Origin of the sequence: Sphingobacterium sp. DR205 (genome assembly GCF_011064245.1) — a bacterium.
GTDB lineage: Bacteria > Bacteroidota > Bacteroidia > Sphingobacteriales > Sphingobacteriaceae > Sphingobacterium > Sphingobacterium athyrii.
Genome location: NZ_CP049333.1, coordinates 4,907,165 through 4,932,347, shown reverse-complemented (window position 1 = coordinate 4,932,347; position 25,183 = coordinate 4,907,165). Strand labels below are relative to the sequence as shown.

Here is a 25,183-nt window from a genome sequence, read left to right as displayed (position 1 = left end):
GAAATCGAAGGAAAATATGGAAGGGTTTCTTATAAAATGGAGGAGTTAAAAGATCTAATCTAAAATCTCTTCGTATGTAAGTGTATTTTTACCTTTTAGTACACTGATCTCTACGAATGTCGGTGCTATTCCTTTGCCATTAGGACGGTACATAGAATAGATATAATACTTGCCGTTTGTATAATTAGCCCTCAATGTATCACCTTCATACCTGTCCACTAATGGCGAGTGAATCTGTATGCGTTCATCCGGTTTATCATCCCAAATTCTCCCTTCAATAAATGTTCGTTTATCTTTCTCGGAGATGGACAGTTCAAATTTATGTGTATAGTCTCTAAAACCACCGCTTTGGTTGAAAGTGACCTCGAAATCATCATGCAGTATGACCTGATGTTCTTTTAATATTTCTCTTGCTTCAGATTTAGAAAGGAATAGCTCGTCAAAGATGATGTATGAAGTGAAAAAAAGAAAGGGAAAGATTAAAACTATCGAAGCAATGATGCCAGTTTTTTTACGACCTGATTTTTTCAAGATCCAATAGAGAAAATATATAAATAGGCATGGTACGCAAAAAAATAAAAGAAAGATCATGAAGTAAAATATGTGATCCATCCCATTTAGTTTTTGCTGTTTATTTGAGTATTCATTTCCGAAATTACAAAATTTACAATAACAATATGGGGTTACTCTTCATTGGATTCACACATAAGCCTATCATTAATACATATCTTCTTCATCAATAAAATTATAACCATTATTGATCAGCAACTGGAGATATTCATCGAAACTATCCGCTATGACGCAAAACTCATCGGGATCATGCACGAAACGTACTATTTGCCCTTTTTTACCTTTTTCTGAAGGACTGAAATCTACGAATAATTGTGAAGTGCCACCGTTGTTCATACAGTCGGAAAAATGAAGCCATTTTAAGTTCGCTGATTTATCAGTAATCTTGCTATCAATTTCCACGTGGTCATATTTCCGATCGATATAATCAGCATAATAGGTATGTGCAATAGATTGATTTTCGATCATCTCTTTAGAAGAAAGTAGATAATATGGATACTCATTTAAGTCAGACCCTAGAAAGAAGAAAGCTATTTCCTCATCGGCGTAGGTTCGCCAATAGGTCCCATCAACATACTCGAGCAGTTCTACGAGTGCTTGGGGGATATCTGAAAATATCTCTTTGAGCTTCTCCAGATCTGTTTTATTTGCACCATGTTTAATCTGTTCAAAATGATCCCAGGCTTCCTCGCCATTGTTGTCATAGTAAGTCTTTTTTAAGCCCAATAGATATTTTTCCGCTATTTCCATTTATTTTTCTTCTAGTAATGTGAAGTTAATTAAATTTTATGAGGCAATAAAAGCAAATACTGTCAATTTTCCTTTTCTATCTAATTTTTATAAAAAGCGGTTAAATTTACAATGTTATGCAAAATAAAAGATCAAAAATATTTTTGTATAAGCCTTAAAAAGGTAGTTGCAATTAATTCATTAAATGGTTAATTTAATGAAAATTTTAATTATGAGATCTAATAGCCTATTTATTTTCCTTGTTGTTCTTCTAACGACGATCTCGAATCGTCTGTATGGTCAACAAAACTTTAACTTTTCATTTGATAAGCCCATTGGTAGCCCTTGGTTCAATATCGGAGACACTACCGCCTTCAAGAGCCGTATCAATCAGAATACATATTACAGTGCAAAGGGAGCACTCCAGATTGAAAGCATAAAGAAAAATAAAGGATTTGGTGGAATCATGATGTGGTTGCCGTCAAATTTAAAAGGCGATTCCATTGAGGTATCTGCCATGATCAAGCGCGAGAATATCACAGAAGGATCCTATGCTGCGATGATGTTGCGAATAGATCCGAAAGTCTTTTTTGATAATATGGCTAATCGTCAAATTCGGGGAACAAAAAATTGGGAAAATATTAAGCTGAAGACGAAGTTGGTACCCGACCAAACCGAAGGGATATCCATTGCATTTTTTCTGTCTGGGGAGGGCAAGATGTGGGTTGATGATGTACTTATTACTGTCGATGGTAAAGATATTACTAGAGAAATGGGAATATTTGTTCCGTTTGCAAAAGGGATTAGTGACCCTGTGAGTTCAGGTATTTCTGATTTTAACAATACGCCTGAGATTGATCAACGCTTGGTGGATTTGGGAAGAATCTGGGGCTTTTTGAAATATAAGCATCCAGCGGTAGCACAAGGGAAGTACGATTGGGATCAACAGTTATTTAAGTCTATGAATACTGTTATTATGGCAAAAGATAATAAATCCATCGAGTCGCATTACGCAACGCTGCTAGATAGCCTTGGTACCACAGCCAATTATGCTAAACCACATGTCGAAAATGTCGTTCAGGAGGTAGATTATAGCTGGATTGACGGTCTTCCTTTTAACGATGGCCTCAAGGATAAATTAAGACGTATTCGTTATAGTAGTTTCGATCAGCATCATTATTTTGATTTTGCTAAGGGTGCAGGCAATGTTCTTTTTAAGAATGAAAAAAAATACGAAAATGTATATTCTGCGGATGCGGGATTTCGTTTGTTGACGCTCTTTCGCTTTTGGAATATGATTGAGTACTTTTCTCCCTATAAAAATCTGACGGATCCCAAATGGGACACTGTATTAAAAATCTCGGTACCGGAAATGATCCTTAGCCGGGATGATAGATCTTATGGCCTTTCACTGTTGAAGATGGTGTCACGTGTTAAAGATGCGCATACAGGATTATGGAGCATACCTAAAGGCTTAGTAGGTTTTTATGGTAAGTATCGAATGCCTGTTGAAATACGCATGATAGAGGGAAAAGCCGTGGTGACTAAAGTCTTTGACAGTGAGAAATCAGGAGATAAACTTAGGATAGGGGATGTGTTAATCACTAAAGAGCATAAAAAGGTGGAAGAAATCAGAGATTCCCTATGGGCTTATATGAGCACACCAAATGAAGCGGTTGCCAATCGTGATCTGGCGCGAAAGCTTGTGACAAGCAATAGCGAGATTGTGCGCTGTGAGTTAGTGCGTGATGGCCAGCAGATTAAAGTAGATATTGCTGCAATACCCTCTGGCCAAATTAAACCTGCTTCAAGAGATACCGTGCCTTTTAAGATGATGGACAATAATATTTTGTATATCAATCACAGTTTGCTGCGTGGTAAGATGATCACAGAAAATATGGCAAACTGGAGCAAGGTAAAAGGTGTTGTGATTGATGACCGCAATTATCCTGGTGATTTTTTAGTATTCAAGCTTACACCCTTGTTGTTAACCAAGCCTACTGATTTCGTTCGTTTTACCAGCACGAGTCTTCAATATCCCGGCACTTTTGTAATGAGCAGCCCATTACAAGTTGGGGAGAATGCCAATGATTGTTATCAAGGTAAAGTGGCTATTCTGGTCAATGAAGATACGCAGAGTTCTGCGGAATATCATGTGATGGCTTACCAGGCCACTGCCAATGTCAAGGTTTTCGGATCACAGACAGCGGGTGCTGATGGCAATGTCAGTTCCATTGATTTACCGGGCAATCAGCGGACAATGCTTTCCGGATTGGGGGTATATTATCCCGATCAACGTGAAACCCAGCGTGTAGGTATTAAAATTGATGAGATTGTCAAACCGAGTATCAAGGGGATTTGCGAAGGTAGGGATGAGGTAATGGAAAAAGCATTGGAGTATTTAAATAAATAGGGTAGGATATTCCATCGGTAATTTATGGAATATCCTACCCAATATTTGCCAAGGCATTAGAACCTGAATTGCGAATGCATTGCGTTCGCATTTGGGCTGTACACAATGATTGTTAATGCGGCTTCACTTGATACTATACTGCCGCTACTTCTTGCTTGGCCTCGTTCATATCAAAGTAGTTTGGATCCCATTTTTCATCTTCTAAACCAAGCCAGGTGCGCACGGAGTCGTGTTCCTCATGTTGCTTATTTTTCATGATATCTTTGATGTTTTCATAGCCCCAAGTACCGCCACAATCTTCGGGTGGACAGGCTCCTTTTCCATCCAATAATTCAGCCTTTAACTGGTTTCTATCTATTATGTCTTCAATGGTGATCAGGTGTGTCCAGCCATCACCGAAATCATAAATATAGCTATACTTTTGTCCTTTTTGATTTAGGAATTCTTTTAATATTATCTTCTCTGCATCCTCTGTATTTCCTTCATCCCACTCCTCATCGATAATCCCAATTTCGGGGTAAGAGCCAAGACCTTTTGGAGAGAATTGGTAGAGATGATAGTTCTGCCAGCCGAATGCTACCTGTATCACCTCATGTAATCTATCAAATGTAAAATAATCAGGGACCAATAATTTACGCCACACCGGAGGTTTGGTTATTCCTTTAATCTGTATTTTTAATTGTAATAGCATGGTATCAATCTTTTTCCATTGTTTTCCTAGTTGAATGATCTCACTGTCCTAATGTATTGTATGTGTTCAATACCGTTACAGTCAACTATTTTTATATGTTTGCTTTTAACATGATTTTGAATCGCATTGTTCTATTGCTAAATATACTTAGATTTATTGCATTTGAAAAAAGTCTTTTCTTATTTTACCCATTGGTTTGCCAAATCCGCTTTTAAAAACGATTCTAGGTCTTTGTCGGGGATAATACCCTAAGGAAACTGTTTTTGGTATATCTCCACTGTAAGAAGATGTCTTGGTTGGTAGTTTTTTGAAAGACGACCGCCATAATGAAGCTCATTTATAAGCTCATATATACATATAAATGAGCTCATATCTTGGCTGTTTTAGGCGTAAATAATCTGTTTTGTAAGCTTAAATAGTTCAGGTGGTGAGCCAAAATATGCTCATGCTGTAAACTTAAACTGCATGGGGCATCTTTGGAAACGAAATATTTTATATCGATTTATAGGCATATTAGCCAACGTGTTTTCGAGCAGGAGCGTCAAGGAAAACGGTTTTGGTCAATGATATATTTATTACTAAATATTTTAGTTTTTAATACAATTTTTATTATCTTTACTCAGCTAACCAATTGATATAAAGAGTATATGAAAAGAATTCACAAAAAAGTGGATGATCCATTGTGGAAAGCCGTATTAGAACAGACCTTTGTTCATTTTTTACGATTTATGTTTTCAGATGCCGATATGGTCTTCGATTTAGAAAGGCCGTTCGATTATTTGGACAAAGAATTTGAGAGCCTGTTTCCACCAGAGGCCAATGGTAAAGGTATCCGGTATGTAGACAAACTTGTCAAAGTATTTCTTAAAGACGGCAGCGAACAGTTTGTGTTGTGCCATATAGAGGTTCAGAGCAGTAAAGGTAAGGGAGACCTCGCAGAGCGTATGTTTCAGTACTTTTATAAAATAACAGATCGGTATCGGGCCCCTGTTACAGCTATTGCGATCTTAGCAGATGGCAACCGAAACTATCTTCCAAAGGTTTATTTTAAGGAGTTTATGGGAACATCGCTGCGTTATGAATTTAATAGCTATAAAATATTAGATCAGGATGAGTCAACATTGCGCGCAAACGACAACCCGTTTTCGGTGGTTGTATTAACGGCATTACTCGCTATTTTGAACAAAGATCTGACAGACCAGCAGCTTAGGGATATGAAACATGATCTCTATCATGAAATGATGCATCGCAAGATGGATAAGGAAACACGACAGGGTTTGTATGATTTTTTAGCCTACTATGTAAGCTTTGATAATCAGGATAGTTTGGTTATATTTGAACAGGAATTAAAAGAAAAATTAGGAAGGAGTGATATCATGGGTACTCAAGAATATTTATTGGATAAGGCAGAACGGAAGGGGATAGAAAAAGGTGTTTTGAAAGGTAAGCGAGAAGAGCGTGCTAAAGCTGATACTGAGAAAAAAGCGTCGGCGATAAAGATGTTACAAAGTGGCTTTGATACTAAGCTGATCGCAGACATTCTGAACCTTTCTGTTGAAGAAATTGAAAAGCTGAAATAATATTCATTCAAAATACTTTAAAAGCCAGTTTTTTTAAAGGGACTGGCTTTTATTTATAAATAGGTTTCTAAGATAGCTCAGGGTTATCTATAGCATATAGCGCCCAGCTTTCACCATCCTCCTCAAAATTTTTCACATATTTCAGCCCTAATTTTTCAAGTACATGGATTGAAGCTGTGTTTTCTATGCGTGCCCTGCCGACGATTTGTCTGATATTTAACCTTGTAAGTCCATCAGCAAGGACCACTTGGGCGCTTTCGGTGGCAAAGCCCATACCCCAGTATTTTTTGAAAAAGCGATAACCGATATCAAATTCGTTCAATTCGGGATGGTACTTGAGACCGCACCAGCCTAATATCTCGCCAGTTTCCTTTAAAGTCACTATCATACGACCAACACCAAATCGCTCATACTGATCATAGTTTACCAGAAATTCTTCTGTTGCCGGTATATCCTCAAACTGGGTGTCGCCTGTATATCGCAGTACATCAATATCATCGTTGAGTGCGTACATTACAGCACCATCCTCTTTTCTAAAAGGTCGGAGGTGTAATCGCTCGGTATCTAACTCAAGCCTCGCCAGTGTAATAGCACGTATACATCCCTCACGTATTTTCCAAAGTTCGTCTAAAGAATATGGAATCTTATTTTCTTCAATCCAATGAGAAAGAAAGTTTCTGTGATACTGAACTTTGTATTCTGAGATTTGATCAGGGTTGATTTCTACTTCATTTAGAAGATCCAGTTCAAATTTGGTCTCATTGACACCAATTCCTGTGAAATCCAGTATATAATTCTTCGTTCTGAAATAACTGTGCGCTTCAGGGATATATTTTAACTTATATCTTTCTAAGGTATCTTTTATGGCAAGAGTATTCTTACCATTCATTTTAAAAATCCCCAATATAAGTTTAAGGCTTGTATTCTCATTCTCATCAGCCAATAGCTTTAACAATGCATGTTTGGTACTACAGGTACCACATTGCTCGTCAAACAACACCAACTTATTATTTTTATTGTGATTGCGTCTATAGTCGAGGTCACTTACCCATTTACTGGCCTGTTGAAACGTGTTTATCCCAATAGCTGTAAATGATTCAGAGATTGTTCCCGATCCACTTTCAATTTTAAAATCTAAGGGTTTAAAAAATAATCTTCTTGAGAATAAATTCGTTCGGCTGCTGTCCAAAAGAGGTTCTCCGGATTTTTTATTAATAAAATAGCGGATATTTTGGATCAAATACCTTGGGTGAAAGTCAGGGCCAAATTCATCATAGCTTCTGAAAGTGTTGAATATTTCTAAAGCTGTTCTCGTTGAGTCGAAATAGCCGTTTTCAATTAGTTCTCTAAAGAAAGACTGTACTTTTTCATACGTGCTTAAAAAGAGCGTGGTTTCTAATTCCTCCTCTTTGTCCTCCACGGTTATTTCAATAGGATCCGCTTGGCAGCCCTCATTTTTGATATAGATTACCCGCTTTGTTCTCTTTCTATCGATTTTAGATTCTTCTACTTCGAGTTTGTATAGATCTAACAGGCTTGTATTAGGGTTGCATTCCGTTAAGCATAAGACTTTACCTAGATGGACACTGTCCTCTGGGTCAATCAAAGTCGATTTAAAGGGGTTTTCTGCATCTCTGATGAAAAAGTCGTGCTTTCCTAGTAGGAATGAGCACTCAAAAGCAGAGATTCCCTTTTCTGTTCTTGCCTTATGAAACAATAAAACCTTATCAAATGAGATGGCAGGAAAAGTGGCACTTTGCATTTTTCTTTTTCTTGAGGTCATAATCTGTACCAAGATAAGGATTTTTAAGGTCTTTTAAAAAGTGCTTCCTCTTCGCTCTTTCTGATCAAATTTCCTTTTTTAACAGCTTGTTCTATAATCGCGGTAAAATCTTTTGCTTCCCAATTTTTCTCTGCTTTGCTCCCACAATATTGCGCGATTTCTTTTGATGTGTGCCAATTATCGAAAAAGGTGTCACTTTCCTCTACTAATAATAAATGAAGGCTACCCGTTTGACCCAATTCTGTAGGTTCAATTTTGGTGATGATCTTTTCAACCATTTTTTCTTCAAAATCAATCGGTGGATAGAAATCATTTAAAGTATATATTTTATTTATTCCTTTCCCCTCGCAAATCATTGTAAATGATCTTGCGAGCTTATTTAATTGAACATCTGTATATCTAGCAGTGCTCGATTTTCCCTCTATTGCACCTAATGGATTATTAATTGAATCGATTTCTAAAATATCAGCTATGTCCTTAAATGAAAGTCCAAGTTCAATTCGAATTTTCTTAATGATGTTGATAATATAAAGGTGAATTGATGAGATAATTGCTATTTTCTTCATACCTCACAATATCCATATATGGCTATTTATAGTTTTGGTGAAATAAAATTTGAATTATTATATTTATCTCATTATATTTGTTTTGTAAAACATTTTTTTGTTTTGTGGCATTTAACTAAAAGAGTCTCGGTAGCAAATTCCGACAAATTTGATTTAGAACGAGACGATAGGACAATGCCCTGTGACGACTTTTGTGTATTATTGTACACGCTATAGCGTCACGGGCCCTATCGTAATTCCGTTTCTAAGAGGCGTCGGAACCTTGCTGCACGGTTGATGGGGTCCAGCTATAGTCTTCATTACCTTCCGTGACTCATAAATTATAAAATCAATTTATGAGTATGAATAAAAAGCAAACAACGAAAAACAAGATTAAACCCGCAGAGTAGCTCTGTGTGTCAAGTCATACAATGACTTTTCTAGCTGCTGAAGACGTAACGTACCAATTATAACACTTGAAACTACCAATCAAACGTCTTGCGCTTCCCGCATTTTTAACCATTTTCTTATTTGTGACCTGAGCTAGGCTTAGGAGCAAAAGCGATACGTTTGTAAGCATCTAAAGGAATTCTAATCCAGCAGGTCACAGCCCTCAAAAACCTTTTAAAAATGAACAATTTTTACAGGGGTGGGAGCGAACTGCCTATTGGGAAAGATTCATCCTGCTCAAAACACATTAAACCAAACAGCCAAAGAACCAGACATGCGGCAATTCTGATTCTATTACGCATATGTTTTGTCTATATCTGCCAAGCAATGGCTAGATACTCAGGCGGAACCTACTGTAAGGGTGCTGATCGAATGCTCCTTCTATGCATAGCTTTAGTGTTTCAATTTGTATTTTCTTCTTTTAAGGTATTGAAGAATACATCAATGCTTTTGACATGCATTGCTGTATTTCATATGTTTAGTTTATCAGCTCAGACGCCCCACAAGGATAGTGGGGCTGATGGGTTGGATAAAATAAAAGCTCTCCAAATTGGCGATACTTTGTCAAATGAATTTTGGACCACTGTACATAGTAAGCTCCAAAACGGCGATTCTGCTGAGTTCAGTTTTAATAAAGCAAAAGGAAAGTTTATCCTGTTGGATTTTTGGGCAACCTGGTGCACAGTCTGTGTTAGGGGATTCCCAAAAATTGATAGCCTGCATCGGAACTTGAACGACAATGTGAGGATTGTCTTAGTCAACGAAAAAGGGAATAGAGATAACAAGGAAAGCATCACAGCATTCTTTGAAAAGTATCATAGTCGTTTTCCCTACGCATTGGATATACCACAGATCTACAGCGACAGCGTACTGTGCCAATATTTCCCCCATAGAAGTATTCCCCATTATGTCCTTATTTCTCCAAAGGGAAGAGTCTTGTCTTTAGGTTCTATTCGTGAATTTACCGCGATGATGGAAATGTTGGATTTCGCACCTATTAAAAATAGAACAAAAGCAGTAAAAGAAAGGAGCACAAAATGAAGTACATACTAAAAGCAGTCTGTTATATATTTGTTCTTATTCATTTCGCTAATGGTCAAACTCCTGAAAAGTTAGTGAGAGGTAAGGTTGTAACTTCCGGTGGCCTACCACTGGGAAATGTAAACGTAACTTCAAAAGGCAGATCCGTACGGTCTGATGATTCCGGAAAGTTTTCGATAGAAAGTGGCCTAAATGATTCTATCCAATTTTCTCTGATTGGATATCTATCGGAGAAGATATTAATCAGCAGATATAGCAATAATCTTACTGTTATGCTTAAGGAAGCAACAAATCAATTGGCAGAGGTTGAAATCAATACAGGCTATCAAAATCTCAAGGTCAATCAAATAAATGGATCAGTTAGTGTACTAAAAAAAGATCTGTTGGAAAAGCAGGTTGGAACGAATATACTGGACCGATTGGAAGGTGTAACCAACGGATTGGTTTTTCAGAAAGGAAAAACCAATCTAAACCCGCAGAATAAACTAGGGATTACCGTAAGGGGGTATGGTACCATAAACGGTCCGCTTGATCCCCTGATCGTATTGGATGAATTTGTCTACGAAGGAGATATCAATAATATCAATCCTAATGATATTGAATCAGTCACGATATTGAAAGACGCCGAAGCGACATCGATTTATGGTGCCAGAGGTGGAAATGGGGTGATCGTCCTTACTTCAAAAAAATCAAAAATGGATGGAAAGACTCGTGTAGACCTCAATCTCAATGCGACGATCAAAGAAAAACCCGACCTTTCAAAACTGGCTATCCTTGGTAATAGAGAGTATATCCAAGTGGAAGAAATGCTGTTTGATGCTGGCCAGTTTGATAGCAGACTAAACAGTTGGGATGCACCACCGGTGTCTCCTATAGTTTATTGGCTGGACAAAAGACGTAAAAAGGAGATTTCGGAGGAGATTTATCAATCACACAAAGCCTTCTATTTAAAATCCGACTTTAGGGAACAATATAGTAGCTATTTTTATAATCCTGCCCATACGCAGCAGTTGGCCGCGAATATCTCAGGAGGTAACGTTAACAACAACTGGACTGTGGCTTTGGGGCATGACTGGCAGAAGGATAATTACAGTCAGCCTTCTGCACGTACAACTATTAGGCTGGCCAATACGGTGACCTTGAACAAATGGTTAAATCTCAACCTGTCGGCATCTTATTCCAATCAAAAAAACAAGAATAGCAATATCCCTTCCTATTCTACACTGGCAAGTGTGGGCAACCAGTATGTGGTACCATATCTGTCTTTGTTTGATGAGACAGGTAGCCCGGTAGCATTTTATAAGAATTATGGAAAAACAGTGCTGGATACCGTAGGAAAAGGAAGACTATTTGACTGGAACTATTATCCAACCGAGGACTATAAATACAATACAGAAACGAATACTATTCAGGAGTATATCGGAAATATCGGTGTCAGTGTCAAATTATTTCCTGGTGCTGTATTCAAAGCAAATTATCAGCGCCAGCGTCAGGATGGACAAATTGATAACCATTTCAAGAAAGAAAGTTATTTTGTGCGCGATATGGTGAATTCTTTTAGCCAGATCAATGAAACCACAGGTAAGGTTACCTACATAGTCCCTTATGGGGATATTTTATGGAAGACTGGTAATGACCAAGAGTCTTATGCTTTTAGAAGTCAATTTGATTTTAATAAAAAGATAGGCCAACATTCTTTAATCGCAATGGCTGGGCTAGAAATGCGTGAAACAAAATCGTGGGGTAATAGCATGATCTACTACGGTTATCGTGAGGATCCACTATCACTGGTTCCGGTCGACTTTACAACGAATTATCTCAAGAAACCTTTCGGAAGTTACGGTACAATATTGGGAAGTCCAAGTTTGTCCCCTACACGGTTAAATAGATTCGTGAGTGTATATGGAAATTTTCATTATACATGGAAAGATCGTTATATGCTCAGTGGAAATATCCGACGTGATGGCTCAAACATCTATGGTGTCTCGACCAATGATAAATGGAAACCGCTCTGGTCGGTTGGCGCAGGCTATGTAATGTCCAAAGAATCATTTTTTGAAAAACTTCCAGTAAGTTATCTGAAACTTAAAATGACATTGGGCCATAGTGGTAATGTTGATCTGAGCAGATCGGCATTACCTGTTAGCGGTTCGGCGACTAATTCGTCAATTAATGGCTCGTTGCCTTACGGGAGGATCGGAACAATCAATAATCCCTCTTTGCGCTGGGAAGAGGTGATGCAACTGAATACAGGACTGGAGTTTGCCCTAAAGGATTTTCCACTTTCCGGATCGCTAGAATATTATATCAAGAATGGCTCTGATCTATATGGTGAGACCAATTACGATTACACGAGCTGGGGAGCGAGGGGCACGATCATCCAGAATGTAGCTGCAATGAAAGGAAAGGGCTTGGATGTACAGTTAAATTATAGCCTAAAATCAGGTGTATGGGGCTGGCAATCGTCTTTGATCTATAACTACAATAATAATAAAACAACAGCTTATTATTATCCCAATGATCAGGGACAGCTTTACCGCATGGTGGCAGCATCCGGTTCGCAGATTAATCCGGTTATAGGATACCCGCTCTATGGTCTTGCTGCGTTCATATGGAAAGGACTTGACGATAATGGTAATCCGCAGGGGATATTGAATGGTAAAATTTCCACGGATTATACGGCAATTAACAACGGTTCCATAGGAAGTGCCGAAGAAGGAGGTTCTGTGCGCTTTGTTGGTTCTGCGATACCAGTGCATTTTGGAGGTTGGCTCAATACGTTGAACTATAAAAATCTGAGCCTGTCATTCAATCTCAGTTATCGCATGGGCTATTACTTTCGGAGATCTTCGTTCACTTCCAGTGCATTGATCAACTATGGAACTGGTCATCCTGACTTTTATAATCGTTGGCGGCAAAAAGGAGACCATACAGACGTGCCATCCTTTGAATTTCCATTGATCATGTCCGGCCGGGATGGGTTCTATACATCAAGCGAGGTGCTCGTTGAAAAAGGAGATCATATTCGTCTCCAATTTATAAACTTGTCGTATGATCTACCAAAAACAATTCGGGGACTTTACAATATACAGTTATTTGCCAATGCGGCTAATTTGGGTATTATCTGGCGAGCAAACCGGAATGGACTGGACCCGGATTATCCCGAAGCGATTCCTTTGCAGAAAAATTACTCACTTGGTCTACGGGCCAGCTTTTAACCAATTGCTTTATGAAACTAATTATATTTACTACTTTGTTCTCTCTTATTTCATGTTTTTCGTGCAAACACTATCTTGATCCGAAAAATAGCAATGCCTATCAGGTTCCAACATCTATACGAGACCTGCAGGAAATATTGGATGATTTTGGTTACATGAATGAACTAAGGACGCCCTCGTATGCTGAGGCGGCAGCTGATGATTATTTCCTGACGGATAACAATTATAAAGCTCTTTTACCCGAAAGGAAGTTGCTCTATCAATGGGAAGCTTTTGATTATTCGTATCCTAATGATTGGTCTGCTGCCTATCTGCCGATATATAATGTCAACTTTTGTTTGGAAGTATTGGACAAAATAGAGCGAACCGAGGCTAATAATAACGATTGGAAGAATGTATACGGTTCGGCTCATTTTTATAGGGCTTACTATTTCCTCCAATTACTTTGGACTTATGCTCCGGCATTTGATCCGGGAGGAAAGAATGATGAGAAAGGCATCGTTTTGCGGCTTAAGTCTGATTTCAATGTTAAAAGTGAATTTTCTCCAGTAGAGGAATGTTATCAGCAGGTCTTGAATGACGCTAAGGTTGCCGTAGCAAATCTACAAGATTTACCATTGGTGAAATCACGCCCCTCAAAAGCAGGAGCATACGCATTACTTGCCCGCGCTTACCTGTCCATGGGACTTTATGAACAGGCAGGAAGTGCAGCTGACGAATCGTTGAAGCTATTCGAATCGCTGATGGATTATAATCGGCCTGAGGACGGGATCAAGATCAATGCTGCGGTTCCATTTTCGAAGTTTACTAAGGAAACGATCTTTTATTCTGAAATGGGCCAGAAATTCCCGAACTATAGCCCAAATCGAGCTTGTATTGATTCCAATTTAATGAATAGCTATGACAGTGCAGATCTTAGACGGATAGCTTTTTTTACAGCCTCGGGTGAGTATTTTAAATTTAAAGGAACTTACTCACATTCCGTTCAGTGGATGTTTTCGGGATTGACATCGGCAGAAATGCTGTTGATACGGGCGGAAAGTAATGCGCGAAAGGGTGATCTGAAAACGTGTGTGGAAGATATTAATTTGCTATTGAAACATCGTTGGGATAAGACTAAAATATTTGTGCCAAGAACTGTACAGGATAGGAATGAAGCTTTAAGGCTTGTGCTGTCTGAAAGACGAAAAGAGTTGTTAATGCGGGGAATTCGTCTGTCAGATATCAAACGTTTGAATCTCGAGGGAGCTAATATAAAAATGGTTCGAACGATAGAAGGAGAGCGACTGGAACTTAGTCCTAATTCATCACGTCTGGTTTTAAATGTACCCACAGACTTGGATTCTTTTCTAAAATAGGAGCTGACTTGATCCATGACAATCGCATATTGAAAGCCCATAGCCGGATTTAATAGCTATGGGCTTTTTAGTTTATGGCTCCAATGGTCTGTTCAATGGATCATTGTACTGTGGTGTAGCTGCCGAAGAAGGAGATACGCCGTAATTGTTGGTACTGTGTTGAAATGTCTCGATCGTTACTTTGGATGGATCGATATTATTTCCGCCATTCATTGTGCTGGTAGCTGGTACAGCTATCGAACAGGCAACCTCCTGCTCTGTAGATGCCGAACAGTCACTTGTGCTTCGCTGCCAGTTTGAAGTGTTCTTTACGTTAGTATCCGAATAAGGAGCTGGCGAACCAGCCGGCGGCACATAAGTAAAGATTAAATCAGTATCCTTATTTTGTTTATTTAGTTCAATTACTTTAAACGAACTAAAACCAATTATTGCAGCTCCGGCCAAAACGACCATCGCATGCTTTTTAATGAAAGATATTGCTTTCATACCGAGGCCTTTTTTATAGTAGCAAAAAAAGTTTACCTCCACAAAAAACTCAATGTTAAATTTTTTTGACCAGCACTTTGCTTTAACGAGGTGTACTGGTCCATCCTATGCCTCGGGATCTGTTTTTACGGGCTGTCCATCACGTATCATAATTTAAACTGCACCGGCCCGGCCGGGAAGACAGCAAATCGCATTTTGTATTTCTTGACGCGCTCCAAGATGATCGCATAGATCGGAATACTGAACAACAGAGATCTGACGGGAAATAAAACCACCTGCTTTTTGTATCGTTTAGACTTGGCCATGGGGGTAGTTGGGCCACTCAAGTACCACCCCAAGATGGATAGAAACAACAATAGCAGATTGACAACAAGGTGCCAGCCCCAGGATAGTCTGCTCAGTACCGAAGCACAGCCACAAGGCTTTTGCGCATATAATCCTGCAACGCCTAGTCCGATATAGACTGTAAAGACAGTCAATAAAAAGGCAGATAGTAAGAAAGGATTGAAAAATGTATGCTTTTTGAATTTATAAGTATGTATCGCAAGTAGCGCCACGATACCCATTTCCACCAAAGGCAACAACCAAAACAAGATCCCTGCCCACCAGTCCGGAAAAGGCTGCTTTATCAAGGCCATGCGGAAACTTTGCAGATCCCATAGCTTGTCGAGCGCGACCCATGCCCAAAAGAGTATCATAAAGACACGGATACTGGTGGTGGTGATATGTAAAGCTCTTGTTTTCATTTTTTTATGCACTATAATTTCAGGTCATACTTTTTGTATAACTATTTAAAAATCAAATATTTGTATTTGTTTTGTCGGTTTTTTATTTCTATTTTAGTATTGCCAATTCAATTATTTCATTCCTGTTTATATATAGCTACCATAAGTAAGCGATATGTACCTGCTGTAAATAGAATTATTTTTTAAATAGCTGTTTATTAGGTATTTATTTTTTATTTAGTCGGTTATATAAACCTTTGTTACACTTAAATGATGAGATATGGGGGAAGATCCTTTTGAGATTTTAGTTAGAGAGCCCGACCGCGGGTTGAGGCTCATTATGGCTAAACATGGTAGCCAGCTAAAAAAACGAATCAAAAACTTTATCAACAATGACGATGAACTTGTCAAAGACGTGATTTCAGAAACACTGAAACTGCTATTTGTGGAAAGGGAAAAGATTGCTTTGCGTAATGATCCTTTTGTCTGGATGATGGTGATAGCGAAAAATATTGCCCTGAAAATGCGAAGACAGGAAAAGATTGATCGAAAAATGGCAATAGAAGAGCTCAGGAATGAACCTCACAGCAATGACTGTGACGCTGATCTACATTATAGAGAAATGCTGGAAGTGGTCTTATCAAAAGCAGAACAGCTTACCCCCATGGAAAAGAAAATATTGATAGATGCGAAAATAAATGGTCTGGACAATAAGGAATTGGAAATCCGGCATAAATTACGCCCCCAACGGGTCCGAAACTTACTCAGTACGGCACTCGCTAAGATGCGGCGGCTCCTAAAAGGATAATAATACCAACTTATAATTGATTACAGATTACAATCTACGAAAAATGGAACGCGATAATATAAAAGTTCAAGAGCTGATCAAGAAGCAGCTGCTGGAAATAATAACCCAAGAGGAAGAGGCTGAACTGTTAGTTAGAAAAGCATACTATACAGAAGAGGAATATGACGCTCTGCTCATTGAGGGACTCAGAAAGCTGGAAGGTCAGCTGCCCAAAGATTCGCTGGACAATTGGAATCCTGATTTTGATGCAATAAAAATCCACGGCGAGGATATACGGAAAAAGAGGAAAATAAAGCAATACGTCCAATTTGGATATGCTGCAGCCTTGTTGTTATTTATTGGAGGCATATTGTTATACTTATTTTATCCACATAAAAAAGAGGATATCATATTGCATTTGGAGGGGCAATGTCTTGGCATCGCGGACAACACGGAGATCCCGCTAATTGAGTCTTCCTGTTTCTTATTGGCAACTGACTCAACATGGATAAGGGTTGAGCAGGATACCTTTGGTAAAATAGTACAGCTTGGTGAGCTGGCTGTCACCCGCACAGAGGAGGGGCTGCTGCGTATTCAGAGAAATCAGATAAACAGTAGTAATGCGCCCAGTTTGAAAAATCTGGAGATTTATACTGGCCCGCGTCAGCAATGTGTCGTTGAGCTAGAGGATGGTACGAAAATACGTTTGAATGCACAGTCTCGATTAAGCTACCCTCTTGTAAAACGGGACTCAACAGTAGTGTACATAAAAGGAGAGGCTTATGTAGATGCTAAAACTCGCAACAGAAGTGCCCCCTTGAGTATAGGTACGGAAAGAGGTAAAATAATGACTAGTCATGCCGACTTTCTAATTCGATCGGATACCAGCAATATGAAGGCTATGCTAAATGATGGAACCTTAGAAATTTATTCTCGTAACCTGAATAAAACGCGGTCTATAGTCTGTCCTGGTGATTTCGTATATATTGGGGCTAAATATGTAGGTAAAAATCAGCTTCCTCGTGATACAATGACCTATGTCGCAAATCTGGATTTTGAAGAAGCAAAGATGTGGACTCGAAAAATCCGGATTTATAGAAACATGCCTTTATGGGCCTTTGTGGATGAAATGAGCCGCTGGGAAGGGTTTACGATAAAAAGATGGGACTGCATTCCAAAGAACAAACTCATTTCGGTATCTATCTGCTACCAAAGCGGCAGGGAGGAAGTATATAGCGCAATTCGACAGGCAGGTGTGCTGCTGCATGAAGAGAAAGGGATGATAAGCTTCTGTCCCGAGGATAAACGCGATAGAGTAGCCATGCGGCAATTAGATAGGAATGACAGGAAATTAAAGTAAGAAAGGAGCAAGTAACATGGGCAGCAAAAAGCAGTTTATCGATGAAGTATTCACTACTTTTGAAATCAGTAGCCTGATCGAGCGACACAAATGCCGTGCTACTGGAAAGGTGCGTTTTAATAGTCGGAGCGAAGCAAGCTTCTTTATGCATTGGTTAAAATGGCGTTATAAGAAATGGAGGCTTAGACCAGATAGGCGTAAGCGTAATTTTAATAAGGGACAAGGAAGGCCTAAGCAACGTTATGTGTATAGCTGCACTCATTGCAACGGTTATCACATTACAAAAGAAAATCCCTATGATTTCAACAGAAAAAAAGAAAAATACCAAATGAAATACTTTGAATAAACAGCAGTTTATATGAAAATTCATAGAAAATTTTGCTGTTGCTTCCAGTTATTTCATTACTGGATTTATTTCGTCGCCGGTTTTTTCAATTTTATTTTTCAAACATAGAATATTTTGTACATTTGTATTGAATAAAATCGAAATAGAAATGGCAGAAACTGTACAACCAAGAGCTCCAAAGACAACTGATAATAATGCGAATCAAACTCATTACTACAAAACATTGGTAGTAGCTATCGCTTTAGGTTTAATAGGCACATTTATCCGTTTTGTACCGGATGTATGTACTGCACTGGGACAACAAACATTCTTGTTCTCCGCGATAGCAAATATCTCATTGATCGTAGGTTCTCTTATCGCATTTAAAACTGTTTTTGGTATTTTGGGATTTGGAAAAAACCGTGACTAACTAAAGTCGTTTAAAATATTGAAAGCCTCAGTTTTGCTGAGGCTTTTTTTGTATTGGCGCGGTAACTGGTAAATAAAAAAAGGCATCAACTAAACAATTGATGCCTTTTGCTATGATTGATGAGACTATGCAAATAATGACCATGTACCCCATGGAATACGGGCAAGCATCAGGATTAAGCTGATGATGTAGAAAATCACAACAGTTTGATTTGCTTTTCTGGAATTTTCCATCTTTTTAGCTTTTGAATAACCAATGGTGATCAATACAATGGCAATGATCATTGTCAATGGGTGCTCAATGATTTTTAAACGTAATGTCGGATCTTTCATCACGCTGCCAGAGATCATCGATGGGTACTTCAAAACGAAGAATAAAATCAATCCCACCAATAATTGAATATGCGATACGATAAAACCTAATAAGGCAATTTTACGGTTGTAAGGTTTGTTGCCTAGATAGTTCATTAAGGTGATCACAATAGATATCACCAGGGCTAGCAATAAGACAATTGCTATAGTCGAGTGTAAGTGTAACATAAAAGCTCTCTTTAATTGTTTCCTAAGTTAGCAAAGATAAAAATATAATGAATGTATTTGTTAAAAATCATTGTTCTAGTAGAAATACCTCCGCAATTGGGTTGAACAGGTACATGCGTTTGCTGGTCAGCTCCATGCATTTATAGCGTTTCCGTATTTTCTCGATCCGCTGAAAAGACCGCCCGTTCTTCAATTTAAAAAAATGGCCATCCTCCAATGCTTCTACCGTCAGTGCATTGCTTTTTGCTTTGTCATAAGCTTTTAACGCACGGAATAGATGAAGATCGGTACAGCTTGATGCTGCCGGATTCTCCATATAACTGTGTATTGCGCCGCTTATGTCAGCCGGAAAGATATTTAGTTTTAAAAATGGATCCATTAGCTCCTTAAAATGTTTTTTCCATTCAGTCCCATGCGGTTTTACACGGTGCTGATGCTTGTTCCAAGTCTGTAGATGTGCAAATTCATGTATGGTTGTGATTAGAAAGGAATAGGGATTCAGATCATGATTGACCGAAATACGGTGTGGACTGCCCCTAAAAGGAGCACGGTAGTCGCCCAATTTGCTGCTACGGGAACGGGAGATCTTAAACAGGCACGCTGTATGATTTATCCAGTTAGATATGATCGGCGCAGCTTCCTCAGGCATGTATTTTTTAAGGGTAGCACTGTAATCTTGCATGCTGTAAAAATAGTTATTTATTCATGCTTACCTAATATTGACGCGACATTATTTTGTCACAAGCAAACATGATACTGTCAAAAGATAAGGTTTATATGTTTATAGTCGAAGTAGATACTTGTCGTATATTGCTCTTGATAAGATCAAATCCTTGTATCAAGGGGGCTAATCTGCGTAATCACTGGTAGATAAAATACCATTGATGATTTTTTAACTGTTAGTTTTTAGCTATTATAATTAGTTTTATTTGGAATTTTGATATTATTTTTAGTATTTAGCAGTAGTGAATTAATTAAAGCACTAGATGTTTAAATCCGAAACAATTTTTTTTGAAACAAAATGCATTGAAAACGTCTGATTTTTAGGTAAATTACCTACTAAAGAAAGGACAATAAAAGATACGATACAATCCGGATGAGGAACGGTTTTCCTCCCAACTGTAACAATAGACCTTTAAGAATATGCTAGATACCTTACATATTAAGAATTACGCCCTGATCAACGAATTGGAAATCCAATTTGATAAAGGGTTGAATATGATTACTGGGGAGACTGGAGCGGGTAAATCCATTATTATGGGAGCACTTTCCCTGATTTTGGGCAATAGGGCAGAGGGAAAACACTTTTTTGATCCGTCTAAAAAATGTGTAATCGAAGGGGAGTTTAATATCGGAGCTTATCAATTAAATAGTTTCTTTGAGCAGAATGACCTTGACTATGCGGACCATACGATTATCCGACGGGAAATAACACCAGATGGTAAATCCCGTGCCTTTGTAAATGATTCTCCGGTTACATTGGTGATACTTAAACAATTGGGAGAGCAATTGATCGATGTGCATTCACAGCATGCGACTTTACAGATCAATACCGAGGAATTCCAGTTTTTGGTAGTCGATAGTGTAGCGGATTCATTTGCATTGAAACAAAGCTACAAGGAGAGTTATGTGTCCTATAAAAAGGCAAAGCGCGAACTTGAAGAACTGAAAGAAACGGTTAAAAAGGCGGCTTTAGAACTGGATTATTTTCAATTTCAATTTGATGAGCTAGATGGGGCGAAGCTCGTGCCTGACGAACAGGGGACACTTGAGCAGCAACAGCGGCAATTGGAGAATGCCGAGGATATCAAACGGTCCTTAAATGCGGCCTCCCGTCTGTTAGAAAACGAGGATATAGCCGTATTGACACAATTGAAAGATGCTATGTCGCAGATCGAAGGAATATCTTCATTTCTGCCCGAAGCGGCCGATCTAGCTGCACGGGTAAAGAGCACCTTGATCGAATTAAAAGATGTGGCTGCGGAGTTGACTTCGCTCGAAGAGGATACGCACTTGGATGAGGGTACCTTACTGGAGATCAATGAGCGATTGAGCCTACTGTATTCGTTGCAGAAAAAGCATCATGTCGACTCAGTGGAGGAACTCATTCAATTAAGAGATGATCTGGAAGCAAAACTATTGGCCATCAATTCCTCCGATGAGCAGTTGGAGCGTCTGGAAGCAGAGGTTATAGAGAAGCTGAAAGTTGCGCTACACAATGCGAAAGAGCTTTCAAGCGCACGCAGATTAGTATTGGATAAAATAGCCGGGGAGGTGCAAAATACGCTGTTGAATGTCGGCATGCCAAATGCGGTACTTCAGATTGTATTAGAGCAACTAAAAGAAGGAGAGATGCGTGAGTCTGGAATAGATACCATTCAGTTCTTATTTTCAGCGAATAAAGGACAGGCTTTGCAATCCATCCATCGTGTGGCTTCGGGCGGAGAGCTTTCCCGTGTGATGTTGGCCATAAAGTCTCTGGTTGCCAAAACTTCGGCTTTACCAACAATTGTTTTTGATGAGATCGATACGGGAATTTCGGGAGAAGTCGCTTTGCGTGTCGGTGAGGTCATGGAAAATTTAGCCACAAATATGCAGGTGATTGCGATTTCTCACTTGCCGCAGATTGCCTCAAAAGGTGCTGCGCATTTTAAAGTATACAAGGAAGATAGGGCTAACCGTACCATATCAAATATCGTACGTCTGGATCAATCAGGAAGGGTAAAAGAGATTGCACAAATGCTGAGCGGAGCAAATCCAACGGATGCTGCTCTAGAGCATGCAGAGTTGTTGTTGAAAGGGTAGGTACGAAAGTAAATTATATAGAAAAAAATAGCCTCGGACTTCTATTTCAAGGCTATTTTTTTTATTAGTTACCGCCGTTATCAGCATCTGTAAGTGTAACTTTTGCATACATGTTTGGAGGGGGAGGAGGAGTGCCGTTTACAGGAGCTCCGACATACGCGGCATTAATAATAACATACCCAACCTCATAGTCAAATGTATAACTGTAGTTACCAATATATTCCGCTGGAATATTCGTGTATGATGTAGCATGTCCTTTGTTTGGATCATAGTTGAATGTTATTGCAACTCCTACATGACCATAGTCAAAATATTGAGCATCCAATTCATCAAATTTAAGTTCATGGCTAAAGTTAGATGGGTTATTGTTGTTGCGGACCCAGCCATTTGAAGGAACTGGCGTAACATAACTCACTCCGGGTAGGTAATTTGTAACATACTCCTTCTTGCAAGAAGAGAATGAAACCAAGGCTGCGGTTCCAATTAAAGCTGCTAATAAAAGTCTTTTCATATCGTTTGTGTTATTTGTGACAGTTTTTTTATTATAGGACGATAAAATAGTGTAAAAGTTTAACGTCAATCTTCTTTACAACAAAAAATGCACCATTATGGTGCATTTTCTGAATTTATTTCGAGTACAGCAAGCGATTATTTCTCCGCTGTATCTTTTGAAGACTTCGGATCTGAACTAGAGACCTCAATATCTTTGGTTTCCGGATTGATGCTCACGGTCAAAACTGAACCGGTTTGGACATTTCCTTTCAGAATTTCTTCTGCAATTGGATCCTCCAGATATTTTTGGATTGCACGTTTTAAAGGACGTGCTCCGAAATTACTGTCATAACCTTTATCTGCAATGAAACCTTTAGCCTCATCTGTCAAGTTAATGGTATAACCCAAATCTGAGATTCGTTTAAACAATGACGTCAATTCAATATCTATGATCTTAAAGATATTTTCTTTTGTCAACGAATTGAAAACAATCACGTCATCAATACGGTTTAAAAACTCCGGCGCAAATGCTCTTTTTAACGCAGTTTCGATTACTCCACGGGAATGCGCATCCGTTTGTTGCGATTTTGCCGCGGTCGTGAAACCAACGCCCTGACCAAATTCTTTCAATTGACGTGCGCCAATGTTGGAGGTCATGATGATAATGGTGTTACGGAAATCTACTTTACGGCCCAAACTGTCGGTCAACTGACCTTCATCCAATACTTGCAGCAACAAGTTGAACACATCTGGATGGGCTTTCTCGATTTCATCCAAAAGCACTACAGCATAAGGTTTGCGACGTACCTTCTCAGTCAACTGTCCACCTTCTTCATAACCGACATATCCCGGAGGCGCTCCTACAAGGCGTGATATCGCAAATTTCTCCATGTATTCACTCATGTCAATTTGAATCAGTGCGTCCTCAGTGTCAAACATAAACCGCGCAAGCTCTTTCGCTAATTCTGTCTTACCGACACCTGTAGGTCCCAAGAATATAAAGGAACCGATCGGTTTTTTAGGATCCTTCAGTCCGGCACGTGTACGTTGGATGGCTTTTACTAATTTGCCAACAGCGTCATCCTGACCAATAATTCTTCCCTTCATCAATTCACCCATATTCAACAGCTTTTGGCTGTCAGTTTGGCTGACACGTTGTACAGGGATACCGGTCATCATCGCGACAACTTCCGCTACATTTTCTTCGGAAACAGTATATCGCTTAGATTTGGTTTCTTCTTCCCAGGCAATCTTTTCTTTCTCCAATTCCTCGATAAGCTTTTTCTCTGTATCGCGTAACTTGGCAGCTTCTTCATATTTTTGACTGCGCACTACTTTGTTTTTCTCTAATTTGACCTCCTCGATTTTATTTTCGATGTCAATAATGGATTGTGGAACATGGATATTATTTAAGTGTACGCGTGAACCAGCCTCGTCCAAAGCGTCAATCGCTTTATCCGGTAGGAACCGATCAGTAATATATCGTGTTGTCAGGGACACACAGGCTTCGATTGCATCCGGAGTATAGGTCACATTGTGGTGATCCTCATATTTCTCTTTGATGCGATTCAAAATCTCTACAGTCTCATCATGTGTGGCCGGTTCAATCGTCACACGTTGGAAACGACGGTCTAAAGCGCCATCTTTTTCAATATATTGACGATATTCGTCCAGTGTAGTTGCACCGATACATTGTATTTCTCCTCTTGCCAAGGCTGGTTTGAACATATTGGAAGCGTCCAAAGATCCTGAAGCACCGCCAGCACCTACAATGGTATGTATTTCGTCAATAAACAAAATGACATCCGGTGATTTTTCCAGCTCATTCATGACCGCTTTCATGCGCTCTTCAAATTGACCCCGATATTTTGTGCCCGCAACCAATGAAGCCAGGTCTAAAGTAACCACACGCTTGTTGAACAAGACACGGGATACTTTGCGTTGCACAATACGTAGTGCCAATCCTTCCGCTATCGCTGATTTACCTACTCCGGGTTCACCGATTAATAACGGATTATTCTTTTTACGACGAGAAAGAATCTGTGATACACGTTCGATTTCTTTTTCACGACCTACAATCGGATCCAGCCTACCTTCTTCGGCAGCTTTGGTCAGATCTCGGCCAAAGTTGTCCAATACCGGTGTTTTGGATTTGATATCCGAAACCTTTTTAGGTTGGATATATTGATCATCCTCAGCAAAGTCATCATCACCGGTAGGAGAGCCCGGAGCTTCATCCTTGATGGTGGTTTTATTTTGCTCTACTTCGGCTTTGAAGATGTCATAGGTCACATTATATTGCTGTAAAATTTGCGAAGCGATATTATCTTCATCCCGTAAGATAGCCAATAATAGGTGCTCGGTCCCAATAATGTCAGATTTGAAAATCTTCGCTTCCAAATAAGTAATTTTCAGAACTTTTTCAGCTTGTTTAGTTAACGGCATGTTGCCAATAGGTGCACGTGATACAGATGCCCCCTTCACTGCGTCTTCCACAGATTGACGTAGGGCAGTTGTGTCAATGCCTATGTTTTTAAGGATTTTGATCGCCATTCCATCGCCTTCACGAATCAAGCCGAGCAACAAGTGCTCTGTGCCTATATAATCGTGACGCAATCTCAAAGCTTCCTCTCTACTGTACGATATGACATCCTTTACGCGCGGTGAAAATTTTGCTTCCATTGAATACCTTTCTGTTTTATATTAAGGATATATAAATGTAGTAAATTCTACATTTCAAACCTTAAAATTATTTTAAATAATGTCATCAACAATTAAGCCATGACCATTATACGTCCAAAATGTCAGTATAAAAGATTACATTTGTATGTTAATATAATAAGAGTTTTCCAATTT

At 39.1% G+C, this 25,183-nt stretch carries 21 protein-coding genes; 10 read left to right on the top strand and 11 right to left on the bottom strand.

Annotated elements, in window-relative coordinates; genetic code table 11:
* Positions 1–54: 54 nt before the first annotated feature.
* The gene (locus tag G6053_RS21365; protein WP_165308383.1) at positions 55–531 is read right to left on the bottom strand and encodes a hypothetical protein; all 477 of its coding nucleotides are present in this window, start codon (positions 529–531) and stop codon (positions 55–57) included.
* 186 nt (positions 532–717) lie between these two features.
* Positions 718–1,320, bottom strand: coding sequence for an SMI1/KNR4 family protein (locus G6053_RS21360; RefSeq protein WP_108635786.1), 603 nt, complete (start codon positions 1,318–1,320; stop codon positions 718–720).
* A 211-nt stretch (positions 1,321–1,531) separates the two neighbouring features.
* Here G6053_RS21360 and G6053_RS21355 point away from each other — a divergent pair, with 211 nt between their 5' ends.
* Entirely contained in the window at positions 1,532–3,712 is a 2,181-nt protein-coding gene (locus G6053_RS21355) for a S41 family peptidase (RefSeq protein WP_165308381.1), read from the top strand.
* A gap of 133 nt (positions 3,713–3,845) precedes the next feature.
* On the opposite strand, the gene G6053_RS21350 is transcribed toward G6053_RS21355, so the two are convergent.
* On the bottom strand, positions 3,846–4,403 hold the full coding sequence (locus tag G6053_RS21350) for a plasmid pRiA4b ORF-3 family protein (RefSeq protein WP_165308379.1): 558 nt from the start codon (positions 4,401–4,403) through the stop codon (positions 3,846–3,848).
* A 647-nt stretch (positions 4,404–5,050) separates the two neighbouring features.
* On the opposite strand from G6053_RS21350, the gene G6053_RS21345 reads away from it, so the two are divergent.
* A complete protein-coding gene (locus tag G6053_RS21345) occupies positions 5,051–5,983 on the top strand; it encodes a hypothetical protein (RefSeq protein WP_165308377.1) in 933 nt (310 codons plus the stop codon).
* A gap of 67 nt (positions 5,984–6,050) precedes the next feature.
* Here the strand turns inward: G6053_RS21345 and G6053_RS30675 are convergent, their stop codons facing one another.
* On the bottom strand, positions 6,051–7,766 hold the full coding sequence (locus G6053_RS30675; protein ID WP_206531791.1) for a GNAT family N-acetyltransferase: 1,716 nt from the start codon (positions 7,764–7,766) through the stop codon (positions 6,051–6,053).
* A gap of 23 nt (positions 7,767–7,789) precedes the next feature.
* Entirely contained in the window at positions 7,790–8,332 is a 543-nt protein-coding gene (locus tag G6053_RS21335; RefSeq protein ID WP_165308375.1) for a hypothetical protein, read from the bottom strand.
* A gap of 756 nt (positions 8,333–9,088) precedes the next feature.
* Between G6053_RS21335 and G6053_RS21330 the strand changes: the two genes are divergently transcribed.
* From G6053_RS21330 to G6053_RS21320, 3 genes are read left to right on the top strand one after another with little or no spacing between them, the layout of a single operon-like run.
* Positions 9,089–9,802, top strand: coding sequence for a TlpA disulfide reductase family protein (locus G6053_RS21330; protein WP_165308373.1), 714 nt, complete (start codon positions 9,089–9,091; stop codon positions 9,800–9,802).
* On the top strand, positions 9,799–13,020 hold the full coding sequence (locus G6053_RS21325; RefSeq protein WP_165308372.1) for a SusC/RagA family TonB-linked outer membrane protein: 3,222 nt from the start codon (positions 9,799–9,801) through the stop codon (positions 13,018–13,020). The genes G6053_RS21330 and G6053_RS21325 overlap by 4 nt, the downstream gene beginning before the upstream one ends.
* A gap of 11 nt (positions 13,021–13,031) precedes the next feature.
* The gene (locus G6053_RS21320; RefSeq protein ID WP_165308370.1) at positions 13,032–14,378 is read left to right on the top strand and encodes a RagB/SusD family nutrient uptake outer membrane protein; all 1,347 of its coding nucleotides are present in this window, start codon (positions 13,032–13,034) and stop codon (positions 14,376–14,378) included.
* Positions 14,379–14,450: 72 nt separating this feature from the next.
* Here G6053_RS21320 and G6053_RS21315 read toward each other — a convergent pair whose 3' ends face one another.
* Positions 14,451–14,864, bottom strand: a complete 414-nt coding sequence (locus G6053_RS21315) for a hypothetical protein (RefSeq protein ID WP_165308360.1) — start codon at positions 14,862–14,864, stop codon at positions 14,451–14,453.
* Positions 14,865–15,010: 146 nt separating this feature from the next.
* On the bottom strand, positions 15,011–15,610 hold the full coding sequence (locus tag G6053_RS21310; protein WP_165308357.1) for a MauE/DoxX family redox-associated membrane protein: 600 nt from the start codon (positions 15,608–15,610) through the stop codon (positions 15,011–15,013).
* 259 nt (positions 15,611–15,869) lie between these two features.
* On the opposite strand from G6053_RS21310, the gene G6053_RS21305 reads away from it, so the two are divergent.
* The 4 genes from G6053_RS21305 (at position 15,870) to G6053_RS21290 (ending at position 18,491) form a co-directional block, all read left to right on the top strand.
* Complete coding sequence (locus G6053_RS21305; protein ID WP_108635795.1) at positions 15,870–16,397, top strand: sigma-70 family RNA polymerase sigma factor; 528 nt, start codon at positions 15,870–15,872, stop codon at positions 16,395–16,397.
* Positions 16,398–16,440: 43 nt separating this feature from the next.
* Positions 16,441–17,736, top strand: a complete 1,296-nt coding sequence (locus tag G6053_RS21300) for a FecR domain-containing protein (RefSeq protein ID WP_165308354.1) — start codon at positions 16,441–16,443, stop codon at positions 17,734–17,736.
* Positions 17,737–17,752: 16 nt separating this feature from the next.
* A complete protein-coding gene (locus tag G6053_RS21295; protein WP_108635797.1) occupies positions 17,753–18,082 on the top strand; it encodes a hypothetical protein in 330 nt (109 codons plus the stop codon).
* Positions 18,083–18,230: 148 nt separating this feature from the next.
* Positions 18,231–18,491 carry a hypothetical protein gene (locus G6053_RS21290; RefSeq protein WP_108635798.1) on the top strand — a complete coding sequence of 87 codons (261 nt, stop codon included), beginning with the start codon at positions 18,231–18,233 and terminating at the stop codon, positions 18,489–18,491.
* A gap of 125 nt (positions 18,492–18,616) precedes the next feature.
* Here the strand turns inward: G6053_RS21290 and G6053_RS21285 are convergent, their stop codons facing one another.
* Together G6053_RS21285 and G6053_RS21280 are read right to left on the bottom strand one after the other, a co-directional pair.
* Positions 18,617–19,030, bottom strand: a complete 414-nt coding sequence (locus G6053_RS21285; protein WP_165308351.1) for a hypothetical protein — start codon at positions 19,028–19,030, stop codon at positions 18,617–18,619.
* 67 nt (positions 19,031–19,097) lie between these two features.
* Positions 19,098–19,712, bottom strand: a complete 615-nt coding sequence (locus tag G6053_RS21280; protein WP_165308348.1) for a SprT-like domain-containing protein — start codon at positions 19,710–19,712, stop codon at positions 19,098–19,100.
* 461 nt (positions 19,713–20,173) lie between these two features.
* Here G6053_RS21280 and recN point away from each other — a divergent pair, with 461 nt between their 5' ends.
* On the top strand, positions 20,174–21,835 hold the full coding sequence (recN, locus tag G6053_RS21275; RefSeq protein ID WP_165308345.1) for a DNA repair protein RecN: 1,662 nt from the start codon (positions 20,174–20,176) through the stop codon (positions 21,833–21,835).
* Positions 21,836–21,899: 64 nt separating this feature from the next.
* Here recN and G6053_RS21270 read toward each other — a convergent pair whose 3' ends face one another.
* Both G6053_RS21270 and G6053_RS21265 read right to left on the bottom strand, forming a co-directional pair.
* Entirely contained in the window at positions 21,900–22,346 is a 447-nt protein-coding gene (locus G6053_RS21270; RefSeq protein ID WP_108635801.1) for a hypothetical protein, read from the bottom strand.
* 137 nt (positions 22,347–22,483) lie between these two features.
* Positions 22,484–25,009, bottom strand: coding sequence for an ATP-dependent Clp protease ATP-binding subunit (locus tag G6053_RS21265; RefSeq protein ID WP_108635802.1), 2,526 nt, complete (start codon positions 25,007–25,009; stop codon positions 22,484–22,486).
* Positions 25,010–25,183: the final 174 nt, after the last annotated feature.

Bases quoted from the DNA above. Each gene is read 5' to 3' on its own strand.
- G6053_RS21355 (WP_165308381.1), top strand. From the start codon at position 1,532: ATGAGATCTAATAGCCTATTTATTTTCCTTGTTGTTCTTCTAACGACG.
- G6053_RS30675 (WP_206531791.1), bottom strand. From the start codon at position 7,766: ATGACCTCAAGAAAAAGAAAAATGCAAAGTGCCACTTTTCCTGCCATC.
- G6053_RS21310 (WP_165308357.1), bottom strand. From the start codon at position 15,610: ATGAAAACAAGAGCTTTACATATCACCACCACCAGTATCCGTGTCTTT.
- G6053_RS21265 (WP_108635802.1), bottom strand. From the start codon at position 25,009: ATGGAAGCAAAATTTTCACCGCGCGTAAAGGATGTCATATCGTACAGT.
- G6053_RS21325 (WP_165308372.1), top strand. From the start codon at position 9,799: ATGAAGTACATACTAAAAGCAGTCTGTTATATATTTGTTCTTATTCAT.
- G6053_RS21270 (WP_108635801.1), bottom strand. From the start codon at position 22,346: ATGAAAAGACTTTTATTAGCAGCTTTAATTGGAACCGCAGCCTTGGTT.
- G6053_RS21350 (WP_165308379.1), bottom strand. From the start codon at position 4,403: ATGCTATTACAATTAAAAATACAGATTAAAGGAATAACCAAACCTCCG.
- G6053_RS21315 (WP_165308360.1), bottom strand. From the start codon at position 14,864: ATGAAAGCAATATCTTTCATTAAAAAGCATGCGATGGTCGTTTTGGCC.
- G6053_RS21280 (WP_165308348.1), bottom strand. From the start codon at position 19,712: ATGCAAGATTACAGTGCTACCCTTAAAAAATACATGCCTGAGGAAGCT.
- G6053_RS21360 (WP_108635786.1), bottom strand. From the start codon at position 1,320: ATGGAAATAGCGGAAAAATATCTATTGGGCTTAAAAAAGACTTACTAT.
- recN (WP_165308345.1), top strand. From the start codon at position 20,174: ATGCTAGATACCTTACATATTAAGAATTACGCCCTGATCAACGAATTG.
- G6053_RS21300 (WP_165308354.1), top strand. From the start codon at position 16,441: ATGGAACGCGATAATATAAAAGTTCAAGAGCTGATCAAGAAGCAGCTG.
- G6053_RS21305 (WP_108635795.1), top strand. From the start codon at position 15,870: ATGGGGGAAGATCCTTTTGAGATTTTAGTTAGAGAGCCCGACCGCGGG.
- G6053_RS21295 (WP_108635797.1), top strand. From the start codon at position 17,753: ATGGGCAGCAAAAAGCAGTTTATCGATGAAGTATTCACTACTTTTGAA.
- G6053_RS21330 (WP_165308373.1), top strand. From the start codon at position 9,089: ATGGCTAGATACTCAGGCGGAACCTACTGTAAGGGTGCTGATCGAATG.
- G6053_RS21285 (WP_165308351.1), bottom strand. From the start codon at position 19,030: ATGTTACACTTACACTCGACTATAGCAATTGTCTTATTGCTAGCCCTG.
- G6053_RS21290 (WP_108635798.1), top strand. From the start codon at position 18,231: ATGGCAGAAACTGTACAACCAAGAGCTCCAAAGACAACTGATAATAAT.
- G6053_RS21320 (WP_165308370.1), top strand. From the start codon at position 13,032: ATGAAACTAATTATATTTACTACTTTGTTCTCTCTTATTTCATGTTTT.
- G6053_RS21335 (WP_165308375.1), bottom strand. From the start codon at position 8,332: ATGAAGAAAATAGCAATTATCTCATCAATTCACCTTTATATTATCAAC.
- G6053_RS21345 (WP_165308377.1), top strand. From the start codon at position 5,051: ATGAAAAGAATTCACAAAAAAGTGGATGATCCATTGTGGAAAGCCGTA.